This is a genomic window from Sphingopyxis sp. OAS728 (assembly GCF_014873485.1).
In the GTDB taxonomy this organism is placed as follows: Bacteria; Pseudomonadota; Alphaproteobacteria; order Sphingomonadales; family Sphingomonadaceae; genus Sphingopyxis.
In genome coordinates this window covers 657840-671944 of the sequence record NZ_JADBDT010000001.1, presented here as the reverse complement: position 1 = coordinate 671944, position 14105 = coordinate 657840, and the positions used below count along the sequence as shown (strand labels likewise).

Sequence of the window (14105 nt, the reverse complement as noted above, 5' to 3'; positions counted from 1 at the left end):
CGCCCGGGCACCGGGCGCGTCCGAAAGCGAAGCCATGTCCGCATCGCGGCTAAGTGTCATCATGCCGGTCTACAATTCCCGGTCGGTCGTTGGCGCCGCGATAGACTCGATATTGTCGCAAACATTCGGCGACTTCGTTTTTTACGTCGTCGATGACGGATCCAGCGACGGGTCGGGCGACCTCATTGCCGAAAAAGCCGCGCGAGATTCGCGAATATATCTGATCCGGCAGGACAATCGCGGCATTGTCGCCAGCCTCAACCGGATGCTTGCGCTGGTAGATACACCCTTCGTCGCGCGAATGGACGCCGACGACATTTCCATGCCGGACCGTTTCGCCCGTCAGCTCGAACGCATGGATGCCGATCCGGGGCTGGGTGCGCTCGGCACGCAGTTCGAGGAGATCGACGAAGCCGGGCGAAAGATATCGAGTGGCGATGCGATGCCGGTTGGAACTGCGCTTGTGCATGCCGAGCTCGAACAACGGCAGCCGATCGCCAACCCGACCGCGATGTTCCGTACCCAGGCGCTGCGCGATGCCGGGCTATATCGCGCGGCTTTTCGCTATTGCGAGGACTATGATCTCTTCCTGCGCTTGTCCGAAATCGCCCAAATCGACAATCTGCCCGATGTCCTGCTGCTCTATCGTCGATCGCCGGGGCAGATGAGCGTGCTCAATCACGGCGTGCAGACCCGCCAAGCGGCCTATGCGCGGCTCGCGCATCGCGAGCGGCGGGCGGGGCGGCCCGACCCCTTTGCAGGCGCCGACATGCTGCCGTCGCTTTCCGAGCTCGACCAAGTGCTGGGACGGCTTGGCGTCGCCGCGATCGTGGAGTCCGAAATATTGCGTGCGCACCGCTATGCGGTCGGCAGCATGAGCGACGTGGAGTTCGCCGGCTATTGCGCGGCGATCGCACGCGGCATCAAGGGCAGCGATAAACGGGCCGTGGCGCGATGCCTCGCTGAAGGAAAGCCCGGGCGCGCGTTGCGTCTCACAAAGGCTCTGGTGATGGGCAGGCTCGCGAAGCGATACTTTGAGGGCTAGCCCCGGAGACAGGGCTAGCTACGATCATCATATGTATTCCTGTTGGTCGCTCAGCCCGCGGGCGCACGCAATCGCGTGACGAAAAAGCCATCGAGACCGCCATCGGCAGCGAGCATATCGGGCAGGGTGCGAACAAACCCATTTTCGTCCGGAGCGATAGCAGCCGGCAATTCTTCCGCCCGCGCGGGATCTATGATCCAGCCGTCGTGTCGCTCGAGGAAGGCCGATATCTGATCCTCGCCCTCGGCCTGCTCAAGTGAGCAGGTCGCGTAGACCAGCGTCCCGCCCGGCTTGATCCAGCGCGCCGCGCGCGCCAGCAGCTCGGTCTGCAGTTCGGCCATTTCGGCAATCTGGCGTGGCTCGATGCGGTGGAGCACGTCGGGGTGGCGGCGGAAGATGCCGGTGGCGGAACAGGGGGCGTCCAGCAGGACCGCGTCGGCCTGACCGTCGGGTGCCCACGAGCGGATGTCGCCCTGGACGATATCGGCCGAAAGGCCGGTGCGTTCGATATTGGCACGCAGCCGCTCCAGACGTTTTGCGCTGGAATCGACCGCGACGACATTCCATCCCGCCGCGGCGAGCTGCATCGTCTTGCCACCGGGGGCGGCGCATAGGTCGAGCACGGTGCGGCCTTCGCCAGCGTCGAGCAGGCGCGCAGGCAGGCTCGCCGCCAGATCCTGAACCCACCAGCCGCCTTCGCTAAACCCCGGCATCGCTTCGACCGCTTGGCCGCGCGGCAAGCGGCGATGACGCGGCGCGAGCGAAACAGCGTCGGGCCATTCCCCGGCGCCCGGTTCGGCGGCGAAGCTGAGATCGATCGGCGGCGGGGCGCTCCAGGCCGCCTCGGCGGCTTCGACCGTCGCCAAATTCCATTGCTCTGCCCAGCGTTCGGCGGTGGGGAGGGGTAGCGTGGCCTTATCGGGCAATTGCCACTCGTCCTGCTGCGCGCGCGACAGGATGGCGTGGACCAGCCGTCGCGGCCCACCATCGACGAGCGGCAAGGCGGTCGAAACAACCGCATGGCCAGGGCTTTTGAGCACCAGCAACTGCGCCAGCGCGATCCGCATCACCGCTCGCGATTTCACATCGTCGGGAAGAATTTGCGCCGTTGCACCGTCGATCAGCGCATCGAGGTCGACCATCCAGCGCAGCGTTTCGGATACGATTGCCACTGCAAACGCACGGTCGGCGCCGGTTAAGCCTTGGGTGGCGGCATGCATTGCGACATCCAAAGGATCGCCACGCCGCAAGACAGCGTCGAGCAGCCGCAGCGCCGCGCGGCGCGTGGCCGTGCCGGGCGGATCGGCTTCGCCTGCCGATCGGCGGCGCGGACGGCGATCAGCCATGACGGGCAACGGCGTGGTTGGCGTGACGCATGAAAAATCCTGTAGATATGGGCATGACGATCGAGAGCAGCCAGAACGCGACCATCGGCGGAACACCGCGTGCTGTAAAGCGCCCCGCGCATGTGAAGGCTCCGGCGGGCTGGACGAACAGCGCTGTGCCGGCTCCGGCGCCGATCCATGAGGACAAAGCCGAGGATCAGCCCGGCGGGCGCAACCCGGTGCGCTACGGTGATTGGGAGCTGAAGGGCGTCGCGGTCGATTTTTGAGGGTCTAGAGGCCCCGCCGCGAGCCGATATTTCAGTAGTGCCTAAGCGGCCGTCCCTACAGATGCAGGGACGGCCATATTCATTTGTCTCAGACGGTCGGCAGCTCGGGGGTAAGGGGCATTTTGCCGCTCTTGACCTGCTCAGCGAACACTTCGCGCATGATCTGCAGCGAGAAGAGATGCGCGAAGATCAGGCCGAGGATGCCGTTCTGCATCAGCTTGCGCAGCACATCGCCGCGCAGTTCGCGCAGCTTATTTTCGTCGACCATCTGGAAGCCGCGATAGATGAAGGGCTTGTCGTTGCCTTCCTGCTGGATGCTGACTTCGCCGTCCATCAACAGGTCGGCCTTCTTCAGCTCGTCCATGAACATGCCGGTACGCTGGCCGGCTTCTTCGAAATTCTTGCAGAATTCGAGCACCGCCTGGACCTGTTCCGACGGCTGGCCGTCGACGAACAGCGCATCGCCCTCGTCGAACTTGCCGATCGCGCCCGAGGTCGGGTCGAAGCAGAGCGACAGGTCTTCCGAATCGGGTTGGAGGCGCGCCAGAAGGAAGGGGTAGCGGCGGATGTAAGCCGGGACATAGACCGGGTTGATCAGCTTGCCTTCGTCGTCGACGAAGGTGTTGATGCCCTCGTTCAGGCCCATCAGCGCGAGCGGAACCGGGTTTTCGCCGGCCGAAAAGACGATCGGGAAGAAGCGGCAGGCCGACACGAATTCGTCCGAGGTCAGCGGGATGGCGTGCTGGCCGACCAGGAATTCGGCGCTGTCGAGCGGACGCGCGTGGAAATCGGCATGCTCGACGCTCGAAAGCGGGGCAAGGTCCTTGTAGAACAGCGGCAGATTGGCAGGCGCGGGCGCAGTGGCCATGATTGAACTCCGGTAAGGGTCCCGCACTCGGGACGAAAAAGATACAGCGCCTTATTGACCCGCGCCGCGCGGCGCAAGGGGGCTATGCTGCTCGATCGACCGGATATTGGGTGTCAGGCGATCAGCTTGCCGGGATTGAATATGCCCGCTGGATCGAGCCCTGCCTTCACGCCGCGCAGCGCGGTCAAGCGCGCCGGGCTGTCGATTTCGGCCATGATGTCGCGCTTCATCTGGCCGATGCCATGTTCGGCCGAAATCGATCCGCCGAGTTCGAGGACGTGGGAATAGACCAGCCGGCTGACGGCCGCGCCATGTTCGGCAATCCACGCCGCACCGTCGACGCCGATCGGTGGCTGGACATGGTGGTGGACATTGCCGTCGCCGAGATGCCCGAAAGACAGCGCGCGCGCGCCCGGAAATGCACCGTCCAACCGGCGCGGATTGTCGGCGATGAAGGTCGGCATCAGATCGACCGGGACGCTGACGTCATGTTGTAGCGCCGGCCCTTCGGCGCGCTCGGCCTCCGAGATCGAATCGCGCAATCGCCAGAAATCCTCGCTTTCGCTATCGCTCTTGGCGATCACGACATCGCAGATTAGTCCGGCGTCGAGCGCCGTTGCCAATTGCCGTTCCAAAGCCTCGCCCATAATCTGGTCGCTCTCTCCCGCCAGCTCCAACAGCACGTACCATGGCTGAGCCGCTGCCAGCGGGGCGCGTGTCTGTGGTATATGGCGCAGCACAGCGTCGAGGCAGCTATGCGGGATCAGTTCGAAGCCCTCAAGTTCGCGCCCGATTGCAGCGTCGATCTGGCGCAGCAGCAACAGCGCATCTTCGGGCGAATCGATCCCGATCCACGCCGTCCGTCGCGCCGCGGCGACAGGGACGAGATGCAGCGACGCGGCCGTAACGATGCCGAGCGTCCCTTCGGCGCCGCAAAACAGGTGCCGCAAGTCGTAACCACGATTATCCTTCTTGAGCGGGGCCAGTCCGTCAAAAATGCTGCCGTCGGGCAGGACAGCTTCGATGCCGAGGGTCAGCGCGCGCATCGATCCGTGGCGCAGCACCTGCGTACCGCCGGCGTTCGTCGACACCAGCCCGCCGATTGTCGCTGATCCCTTGCCGCCGAGGGTGAGCGGAAAGCGGAGCCCATGCGCGATCACGGCGTTATGGAAATTCTCCAGGATCACGCCGGCCTCGGCAACGGCGAGCTGCCCCGCTTCGTCGATCTGGCGGATCCGGTTCATTCGCCGGAGGCTGAGCAGCAACTGGTCACCGCTGGTATCGGGAGTGGCACCGCCCACCATTCCGCTGTTTCCGCCTTGAGGGACGAGCGCAACCTGCGCGTCCGCGCACAGGCGCACGATCGCGGCGACTTCGTCGGTGGTGGCGGGCGACAGCATCGCGGCCGCTTGGCCGTGATATTTGCCGCGCCAGTCGGTCAGCCATGGCGCCATCGCATCGGCGTCGACGCTAAAGCCTTTCGGGCCAAGCAAATTCGCCAGTGCGTCGAGCAGCGATGTCGATGGCGGGCGCGTCATGCCATTCCACTCCGGAAATTTCCTGCCCGGCAAGCAAGCAGGGGGTGACAGCAGTTCATTTGATGTTCAATCATCCTTGTTAAAGGGGGCGATGGACGAATAGTGTCATTTCGTCCAGCGGGCATGGACGCGGGAGCCATAGTTGAGCGGAATCTTCGGTCAGGACGCCAAAGGAGCGACGACGGGGCTGTGCTGACGGCGGCATTCCTATGGTTCGTGGCCGCTGCGCCGGCGGCGGATGCGGCGGCGCCCGTCGCCGCGCCGGAATCCTTGGTCGCGATTTCAGCGCCGACGCCCGAGCAGGCCTCTTCCTTTTGGCAGGTAGTGATCGAGCAACAGTTGATCATCCGCGTGCCCGCGCAGCGGTCGCAGCTCAACAATTTTGCCGCCGGGCCCTCGACTTCCAAGCGCGCAACCGAACTGCCGGTCGTCTGGAAGGAGAAAAAGGCCCCCAAATGCGTTGCAATGCGTAATATATTGGGGATGCAGGCGGTCCAGCGCGACAGCATCGATATTATTACGCGGCAAAAACAGCGCCTCCGCGCCCAGCTCAATCGTGGGTGCCGCGCGCTCGATTTCTATGCCGGTTTCTACATGCAAGGCAGCAAGGACGGGAAGCTTTGCGAGGATCGCGACCAGATTCACGCCCGCACCGGCGCAAAGTGCGAGATCGCCAAGTTCCGGCTGATGGTTCCGGTTCGCGAAGACGAAGACGATTGATCGCGCTTTTAACAGCCTTTCCTTGACTTTTTATCGCTATTTGCCCAAGGGCCGCGGCAACGTTCGCCTGCGTGGGCGGCTGGGCGTACCCTCTTTTCCGGACATGATGATCCTATGAAATTTGCCGACATCGGCCTTTCCGACGAACTTTTGCGCGCCATTGATGAGTCGGGCTACAACGAAGCGACCCCGATCCAGGCGGGCGTCATCCCGTCCGTATTGATGATGCGCGACATCATCGGCATCGCCCAGACGGGCACCGGCAAGACCGCGTCGTTCGTGCTGCCGATGATCGACATCCTCGCCCACGGCCGCGCCCGAGCGCTGATGCCGCGCTCGCTGATCCTTGCGCCGACGCGCGAACTTGCGGCGCAGGTCGCTGAAAACTTTGAAAAATACGGCAAGTATCACAAACTCTCGATGGCGCTGCTGATCGGCGGCGTGCAGATGGGCGATCAGGTCAAGGCGCTCGAGAAGGGTGTCGACGTGCTGATCGCGACGCCGGGCCGCTTGATGGACCTGTTCGAGCGCGGCAAGATCTTGCTGACCGGCTGCAACCTGCTCGTGATCGACGAGGCCGACCGGATGCTCGACATGGGCTTCATCCCCGACATCGAGAATATCTGCACCAAGCTGCCCGCGACTCGGCAGACGTTGCTCTTTTCAGCGACGATGCCGCCGCCGATCAAGAAACTGGCCGACAAGTTCCTGTCGAACCCCAAGACGATCGAAGTCGCACGCCCGGCGAGCCGGAACGAGAATATCGAACAGTTCCTCGTCAAGACGTCGGAACGCGGCAAGCGCGACGCGCTCCGCGACCTCCTCGAAGCCGAGGATATCGCGACCGCGATCATCTTCTGCAACCGCAAGACGACCGTGCGCGAGCTCGCGAAATCGCTCCAGCGTTATCGCTACAAGGCGGGCGAGATCCATGGTGACATGGACCAGTCGAGCCGCATCGCGGAACTCGACCGGTTCAAGGCGGGCACGATCAATATATTGGTCGCGTCGGACGTCGCGGCGCGCGGGCTGGACGTCAAGGGCGTCAGCCATGTCTTCAATTTCGATGCCCCGTGGCATCCCGACGATTATGTCCACCGCATCGGCCGCACCGGCCGTGCGGGTGCGAAGGGGCGCGCGTTCACGCTGGTCACGCCGTCGGATGACGAGGCGATCGACAATATCCAGAAGCTGACCGGCTACAAGATTCCGGTTCATGGCGGCGGCGCGCCGACAGCCGATGTCGCCGAGCCCGATCGCGACGAGGCAGAAGGCGAGCCGCGGCGCGGACGTTCGGCGCGCGGTGGACGCGGCAAGGCTGCTGCTAAGCCCGAGAAGGCGCCGGCGCGTCCGGCACCGGCCGCCGCCGAAGCAACGGCGAAGCCCCGCGAAGACCGGAAACCGCGTAACGATCGCAAGCCCGCGCCCCGGCATGACGATCTGGATGGTCCCGACGATGGCTGGAACGGCCCGATGCCGGGGTTCCTGTCGGTCGGTTTCGACACCTGACCGCAGGATGGGGAGGCGTGCCGGTCAGACCTTGACCAGCATCTTTCCCATATTTCCGCCCGAAAACAGGCCGAGGAAGGCGTCCGGGGCCGACGCCAGCCCGTCATGGACGGTCTCGCGCATCGTGACCGCGCCGCTGGCGATCAGGCCGCCCATGTCGGCATAGAATTCCTCCATGCAGTCGATGAACTGGTCTGTGTAGATAAAGCCTTCCATGCGAATTCGCGCCGGGATGGTCCGGATGATATATTTCATCTCCTGCGGCTTTGCATCGTTATAGACGTCGATCATCCCGCAGATCGCGAAGCGCGCGAAATCATTGGCGGTCGCAAAAGCGGCATCGAGATGCTCGCCGCCCACATTATCGAAATAGACGTCGATGCCCGGCTTGCCGAGGTGTTCGAGCGCCGCGGCGAGCTGGGGGAGTACTGGCCCGGCCTTGTAATCGATCACCGCGTCGGCACCGAGATCGAGGGCCCACGCGCATTTCTCTTCGCCGCCGGCCGAGCCGATGACGGTCATTTCGCGCGCCTTGGCGATCTGCACGACCGCCGAGCCGACCGCGCCCGCGGCGGCCGAGACGAATATTGTATCGCCGGGCTTCGCCGCCGCGACGCGGAGCAAGCCGATCCATGCCGTTCCGCCGGTGAGGCCCATATTGTGGAGAAAGGTCTGTGGGGTGAGGCCCGCTGCCAGCATTTCTGCGGGAAGCTTGTTCGGCATCATGTCGAGCCCGATGACGCCGCCATCACGCCAACCGCCCATATGGAGGATGAGGTCGCCGGGAGCGAAGCCTTCCATCGAACTTTCGAGGACTTCGCCGATCGCCCCGCCGGTCATCGGCTGGTCGATCTGAAAGCTCGCGGCATAGCTTTTGGCTTCGTTCATCCGGCCGCGCATATAAGGATCGACCGACAGCCAAAGATTGCGGACACGGAGCTGATCCTTGTCGAGCGGCCCGTCGGGCAAATCACGCAATGCAAAATTTTCGGTCGTCGGCAGCCCTTGCGGACGACTGGTTAAATGCCATGCCTTGGCCATCGGAATCCCCCATTCCTCTATTCGCCGGCGACGGTGGTGGTCATCAGAAAAGCCGTTGCCACCGCCAATCAGTGTCGTTAAGACCCCGCCGTCGCGGGGCCGTAGCTCAGATGGGAGAGCGCTGCAATCGCACTGCAGAGGTCAGGGGTTCGATTCCCCTCGGCTCCACCAGCGACCTGTCAGACCGATCAGCCCGCAAAATCCCGTATCATATTCTTTGCGATCACTAGCTGCTGGATCTGTGTCGTCCCTTCATAAATGCGGTAAATGCGGCAGTCGCGATAGAAGCGTTCGGCCAGATATTCCTTGAGATAGCCGGCGCCGCCGTGGATCTGCACCACGCGATCGGCGACGCGACCGCACATTTCGCTGGCGAACATCTTGGTGGCGGCTGCCTCGACCAGTATCTTCTCGCCGCGATCGGCGCGTGCGCAGGCGTCGGCGAGCATGCATTCGGCGGCATAGATCTCGGCCTTGCTGTCGGCGAGCATCGCCTGGATCAGCTGGAAATTCGCGATCGGTTCACCGAATGCCTTGCGCTCCATCGCATATTTTAGGCCCGCGTCGAGCATGCGCTTGGCATAGCCGACACTCGCCGCAGCAACCGACAGGCGCCCGTTGTCGAGGCTCTGCATTGCGGCGCGGAAGCCGATGCCTTCCTCTCCGCCAAGCAGCGCGTCGCCATCGACATGCACATCCTCGAGGATCACGTCGGCGATCTGCGATCCCGCCTGGCCCATCTTCCCATCCGGCTTGCCGATCGACACGCCCCGCGCATCGCGCGGGACCATGAAGGCGCTGACGTGCGCGTTCTTGGGCAGTGCCTCGGCATTGGTGCGCGCCATGACGAGGATGACGTCAGCGAAGGGCGCGTTGGTGATATAGCGCTTGGTGCCGTTCAGGACATAGCCGTTGCCGTCGCGCACCGCGCGCGTCTTCATCGCCGCGCTGTCCGATCCGCTGTCGGGTTCGGTGAGGCCGAAGGCGGCGATCGAACCGGTCGCGAGCTTGGGTAGCCAATGCTCCTTCTGCTGCTGCGTGCCGAAACCGACGAGTGATTTGCACACCATGCCGATGTTGATCGACACGATCGAGCGATAAGCGGGCGAGGCGTAGGCGATCTCCCGGATGAAGCCGACATACTGGCTGACGTTCATCCCTGCGCCGCCAAATTCCTCGGGCATGGTGACCCCGAACAGTCCCATCTCGCGCATTTCGGCGAGGATGTCGTCGGGAACGCGGCCGAGTTCCTCGAGCTGGTCTTCCGCCGGGATCAGCCGCTCGCGGACGTAGCGCTGCAATTGCTCGATGAAGGCGTCATAGATATCGGCGTCCATTCCCGGGTTGGTCATTACTTCCTGTCCCTTGGTTATTGTTCTGCGTAAGTGTCGATTGCCGAGAAGATCCGCGTGAGCTGCGCGCGCTCGTCGGCGTCGATATCGGGACGCCAGATTTCGAACAGCAGGATCGTGCGGTCGCTGGTACCGCGGTTCCACGCTTCGTGTTCGAAGCTGTCGTCGAAGATCAGCATCTCCCCCTCGCGCCAGCTCCGCGTTTCGGCGCCGACGCGGATACCGCAGTCGCCGGGGACGATGAGCGGCAGGTGACAGATCAGGCGGGTGTTGAGCATGCCGTGATGCGGCTGGATATGGGTGCCGGGGGTCAGGCGCGAGAAGAGCGCTATGGGGGCACGGCCCGGGATCAGCGGCTGCGGCGCGAGTTCGAGCGCCGCGAGCGTGGCCGGGCAGATTTCGTCCATGCCGTCGGCGATCATACCGTTTTTCCAAAGCCACGCGGCACCCCAGTCGGGCTTGTCGAGCAGGGGATTGTTGGGTGGCGGCCTGTCGGGGCTTGCCGTCACATATGGGCCGAAGCGATCGGATGAATTGTCGATCATGGCCAAGAGTTCGGCGCGGACCTTATCCGTCGCGGCTTCCATCGCGGGCACCCACTCGAAGTCGGTGCGCTCGAAGAAGGGCCGCTGCGCGAGCCCGGGAAAATAGAACATGCTCGGTTGCTGCAGATACAGCGGCTGTTCGCCGGCGAGCATCCGGAGAGCCTCGGCGACGCGCGGCGTTGCGGTGCCCGCGTCGATCCCCGCACCGCGCAATTGGCCGAGGAGATGGTCGGCAAAGGCGCGGTCGGTTTCGGTGAGGAATTGCTCGGCGCGCTGGAGGCCGGGATGAAGCGCAGGCGGTATGCTTCGCGCCTGTGCAGCAGTTCCGAGGGCCAGCCGGTAGAAGCTCCCCGCCGCGCGATCGTCGGCGAGGCGGCGCTTGAGTTCGGCCATGGCGAGCAGCGCCGCGATGTTACCGCGGTCGGCGCGAATTGCGTCGTCGAGCGCAGCGGTTTCCGCCGCGATATCGCCGCGGCGATGGGCGTCGCGTGCCTGGTCCAGCCATGCCGTCTGCTGCGTCATGGCTCCTGCCATAACGCAGCGTTGGACCTTTGCAAGCGACGCCCCGCCTTGATCAGGCCGCCGGCGGCGTCCCGGTATCGCTGGCACGGGCCTCAACCCGCATCTGCCGGCGGACCGCGACCATGAAGCGACTGCGCCAGAAGGCGATGACGAGGCCAAGGAGGAGGGCCCATGGCAGCAGGGCGGCGCCGAGCGTCAGCACGAAGCTCAATGCGGTGCTGCCGCTGCGCATCAGCGTCTCGCCGGCGCTTGCAAAGGGATTCTCATGGCCGATGCCCGGGAGGCCGCCGTCGCTGGCATAGTTGAAGGCGACACTGGTCCAAGCGATGCGGGCTTCGTCGCTGCGGCGGTTCTGGCGCTCGGTGCCGAGTTCGCCGCGCAGTTGGCTAATCTGCGCTAGTAGTTCCGCGCGCTCGCGCTTGTCGAGACCGCCCGCTTTCAGTCGTTCCTCAAGGCGCGCAATTTCCGCTTCGGAACCGGCGCTCCGCTGTTGCGACGCGAGGATTTCGGTGCCGACATCTTCGCCCGCGACGCTCGCATCGGCGAGCACGCCTTCAGCCTTTTCGACGCTGGCGATGGCGCCGGCGCCGAATTTGCGGGCGATGCCTGGATCGAGTTTGAACTGGGTCTGCGCTTCGACGAGCTTTTCGTCGGTTAGCTGGTAGCGAACATCGACGATGCGGCAACGCTGGATGCCAAGCGTTTCACATGCGGCGGCGTGCTGCTCCTGAACCTTGGAGATGCGGTCGTCGGCGAGGCGAAAGGTGTAGGCGTAATCGAAAGCGACGCCGGGAGCGACTTCGATGCCGATCCGAGGGGCTGCGGCTGCATCGGCAGAGCCTTCTTCACTAACGGCTTCGGGGGTAGCGGTATCGGTCGTTGCAATATCTTCGGCCGATTTTTCCGAGCAGCCGATCAGGGCGAGCGCCATCGCGCCCGCTAAGAGCTTATTTCGCATGCAGATTCTCCCAAAGCGCGACTCGTTGGCCGCGTGGGACGACATATCATAACTAAAGTGGTAGACAATAAAAATCAGGCAAGCTTGATGAAGCTGTCGAGCACCCTCTTGCTGCCGGCCTGTTCGAATTCGACTTCGAGCTTGTTGCCGTCGATGTCGTTGATTTCGCCGTAACCGAATTTCTCGTGAAACACGCGCATCCCGATTGCGAGATCGGAGCGTGCCTTGGCGCCGACCGAGGCCGCCGGTCCGCGTTCCGACGGGGCCGGGGCGCGGGTGATCGTCGACGACTGCGCCGTCGCACGTTGCCAAGCCGGACCGCGCGTCATCGTGCGCGCCGGCTGGCGCTCGGCGACATGCGCGAAGGGATCGCCCTGCGCCGACCAGTTGGCGCGCCACAGGCTTTGCCCGCCGCCGAAGCTGTTTTCGCTGTCGACATGCTCGGGCGGGATTTCGGCGATGAAGCGGCTGGGGATGCTGCTGACCCACTGGCCATAGATGCGCCGGTTCGCGGCATGATAGATGCTCGCGCGCTGGCGTGCCCGCGTGATCGCGACATAGGCGAGGCGGCGTTCCTCCTCGAGGCTCTGCGTTCCGCCTTCGTCCATCGAGCGCTGCGACGGGAAGACGCCATCCTCCCAGCCGGCGAGGAAGACATGGTCGAATTCGAGCCCCTTGGCGGCGTGGATCGTCATGATCGTCACCGTCTCGCTGGTATCGGTATTGTCGCGGTCCATGACGAGGCTGACATGCTCGAGGAACGCTTCGAGCGAGTCATATTCCTCCATCGCGCGGACGAGTTCGGAGAGATTCTCGAGGCGGCCCGCGGCTTCGACGCTGCGGTCGGCCTGGAGCATCGCGGTGTAGCCCGATTCGTCGAGAATGAGCTGGGTGAGTTCGGGATGCGAGAGCTCGTTGGCCTTGGTCTGCCACCCCCGCATCTGGGCCACAAAATTCGCGAGCTGGCGGCGCGCCTGCGGCGTCAGCTCGTCGGTCTCGGTGATGCGCGATGCGGCATGGAGAAGCGGGGCGCGCTCGTGGCGAGCAAATTGATGGATGCGCGCGAGCGCCTTGTCGCCGAGTCCGCGCTTGGGGGTGTTGATGATCCGTTCGAACGCGAGATCGTCGGCCGCCGACTGGACGAGGCGCAGATAGGCGAGCGCGTCGCGGATCTCGGCGCGTTCGTAGAAGCGGAAGCCGCCGACGATGCGGTAGGGCATGCCGATCGCGATGAAGCGGTCTTCGAACTCGCGCGTCTGGAACTGCGCGCGGACGAGGATCGCGGCACGGTCGAGCGACACGCGCTGGCGCTGGAGGCTTTCGAGCTCTTCGCCGATCCGCCGTGCTTCCTCGGGCCCGTCCCACACGCCGACGACGCGCAGCTTGTCGCCGGGTTCGAGGTCGGTCCACAAAGTCTTGCCGAGGCGGCCCGAGTTTTGCGCGATCAGCGCCGAGGCGGCGGCGAGGATCTGGGGCGTCGAGCGGTAATTTTGTTCGAGGCGGATCACGGTCGCGCCGGGGAAATCCTTTTCGAAGCGGAGGATGTTCGCGACCTCGGCGCCGCGCCACGAATAGATCGACTGGTCGTCGTCGCCGACGCAGCAGATATTCTTGCGCGCCTGCGCGAGCAGGCGAAGCCACAGATACTGGCTGGCGTTGGTGTCCTGATATTCGTCGACGAGGATATATTTGAAGCGGTCCTGATATTGTTCGAGCACGTCGCGGTGCGTCTTCAGGATCACGAGCATGTGAAGCAGCAGGTCGCCGAAATCGCACGCGTTGAGCGTCTTCAGCCGCGCCTGATAGAGCGCGTAGAAATGCTGGCCCTTGCCGTCGGCGTAGGATTCCTTGTCGGCGGCGTCGAGATCGGCGGGGACGAGCCCACGGTTCTTCCACTTGTCGATCAGTCCGGCGAGTTGGCGCGCGGGCCAGCGCTTCTCGTCGAGCCCCTCGGCCTGGATCAGCTGCTTGAGGACGCGGAGCTGGTCGTCGGTGTCGAGGATGGTGAAATTGCTCTGCAGTCCGACGAGCTCGGCGTGACGGCGCAGCATCTTCGCCGCGATGCTGTGGAAGGTGCCGAGCCACGGCATGCCCTCGACGACGTCGCCGACCATCCGCCCGATGCGCTCGCGCATCTCTCGCGCCGCCTTGTTGGTGAACGTGACCGCAAGGATTTCGGACGGCCAGGCGCGGCGCGTCGCCATGATATGCGCGAGGCGCGCGGTCAGTGCCGCGGTCTTGCCGGTGCCCGCGCCCGCGAGCATGAGCACGGGGCCCTCGGTGGTGAGCACGGCCTGCCGCTGCGGGCCATTCAACCCTTGTAGATACGGCGGATCCGAGGGGCTCGGTGAGGGCAGGTCGGGCAGGGAGGCAGGGGTATCGTTCACGCGCGAAC

The 14105-nt window shown here is 64.2% G+C and carries 12 protein-coding genes and 1 tRNA gene; 5 read left to right on the top strand and 8 right to left on the bottom strand.

What is annotated here, in order from left to right; genetic code table 11:
- Positions 1 to 34: 34 nt before the first annotated feature.
- Positions 35 to 1045 carry a glycosyltransferase gene (locus tag GGC65_RS03240; protein WP_192645848.1) on the top strand — a complete coding sequence of 337 codons (1011 nt, stop codon included), beginning with the start codon at positions 35 to 37 and terminating at the stop codon, positions 1043 to 1045.
- A 50-nt stretch (positions 1046 to 1095) separates the two neighbouring features.
- Here GGC65_RS03240 and GGC65_RS03235 read toward each other — a convergent pair whose 3' ends face one another.
- Complete coding sequence (locus tag GGC65_RS03235) at positions 1096 to 2391, bottom strand: RsmB/NOP family class I SAM-dependent RNA methyltransferase (RefSeq protein ID WP_192645847.1); 1296 nt, start codon at positions 2389 to 2391, stop codon at positions 1096 to 1098.
- A 29-nt stretch (positions 2392 to 2420) separates the two neighbouring features.
- Here GGC65_RS03235 and GGC65_RS03230 point away from each other — a divergent pair, with 29 nt between their 5' ends.
- Complete coding sequence (locus GGC65_RS03230; RefSeq protein ID WP_318780111.1) at positions 2421 to 2657, top strand: DUF1674 domain-containing protein; 237 nt, start codon at positions 2421 to 2423, stop codon at positions 2655 to 2657.
- Positions 2658 to 2745: 88 nt separating this feature from the next.
- Here GGC65_RS03230 and GGC65_RS03225 read toward each other — a convergent pair whose 3' ends face one another.
- Together GGC65_RS03225 and GGC65_RS03220 are read right to left on the bottom strand one after the other, a co-directional pair.
- Positions 2746 to 3525 (bottom strand): SapC family protein, encoded by a 780-nt coding sequence (locus GGC65_RS03225; protein WP_192645846.1) that lies wholly within the window; start codon positions 3523 to 3525, stop codon positions 2746 to 2748.
- Between the two features lie 113 nt (positions 3526 to 3638).
- A complete protein-coding gene (locus GGC65_RS03220; RefSeq protein WP_192645845.1) occupies positions 3639 to 5063 on the bottom strand; it encodes an FAD-binding oxidoreductase in 1425 nt (474 codons plus the stop codon).
- Positions 5064 to 5279: 216 nt separating this feature from the next.
- Between GGC65_RS03220 and GGC65_RS03215 the strand changes: the two genes are divergently transcribed.
- Both GGC65_RS03215 and GGC65_RS03210 read left to right on the top strand, forming a co-directional pair.
- Positions 5280 to 5783 (top strand): hypothetical protein, encoded by a 504-nt coding sequence (locus GGC65_RS03215; protein WP_192645844.1) that lies wholly within the window; start codon positions 5280 to 5282, stop codon positions 5781 to 5783.
- A 114-nt stretch (positions 5784 to 5897) separates the two neighbouring features.
- A complete protein-coding gene (locus GGC65_RS03210; protein WP_192645843.1) occupies positions 5898 to 7292 on the top strand; it encodes a DEAD/DEAH box helicase in 1395 nt (464 codons plus the stop codon).
- A gap of 24 nt (positions 7293 to 7316) precedes the next feature.
- On the opposite strand, the gene GGC65_RS03205 is transcribed toward GGC65_RS03210, so the two are convergent.
- A complete protein-coding gene (locus GGC65_RS03205) occupies positions 7317 to 8333 on the bottom strand; it encodes an NADP-dependent oxidoreductase (RefSeq protein ID WP_192645842.1) in 1017 nt (338 codons plus the stop codon).
- A gap of 95 nt (positions 8334 to 8428) precedes the next feature.
- Here GGC65_RS03205 and GGC65_RS03200 point away from each other — a divergent pair.
- Positions 8429 to 8504: transfer RNA gene (locus tag GGC65_RS03200), tRNA-Ala, on the top strand.
- 17 nt (positions 8505 to 8521) lie between these two features.
- Here the strand turns inward: GGC65_RS03200 and GGC65_RS03195 are convergent.
- From GGC65_RS03195 to GGC65_RS03180, 4 genes are all read right to left on the bottom strand, one after another.
- Complete coding sequence (locus tag GGC65_RS03195; RefSeq protein ID WP_192645841.1) at positions 8522 to 9685, bottom strand: acyl-CoA dehydrogenase family protein; 1164 nt, start codon at positions 9683 to 9685, stop codon at positions 8522 to 8524.
- 17 nt (positions 9686 to 9702) lie between these two features.
- A complete protein-coding gene (locus GGC65_RS03190; RefSeq protein ID WP_225940651.1) occupies positions 9703 to 10752 on the bottom strand; it encodes an aspartyl/asparaginyl beta-hydroxylase domain-containing protein in 1050 nt (349 codons plus the stop codon).
- A 52-nt stretch (positions 10753 to 10804) separates the two neighbouring features.
- Positions 10805 to 11710, bottom strand: coding sequence for a DUF4349 domain-containing protein (locus GGC65_RS03185; RefSeq protein WP_192645839.1), 906 nt, complete (start codon positions 11708 to 11710; stop codon positions 10805 to 10807).
- A 74-nt stretch (positions 11711 to 11784) separates the two neighbouring features.
- The gene (locus tag GGC65_RS03180; protein WP_318780110.1) at positions 11785 to 14097 is read right to left on the bottom strand and encodes an ATP-dependent helicase; all 2313 of its coding nucleotides are present in this window, start codon (positions 14095 to 14097) and stop codon (positions 11785 to 11787) included.
- Between the last annotated feature and the right edge of the window lie 8 nt (positions 14098 to 14105).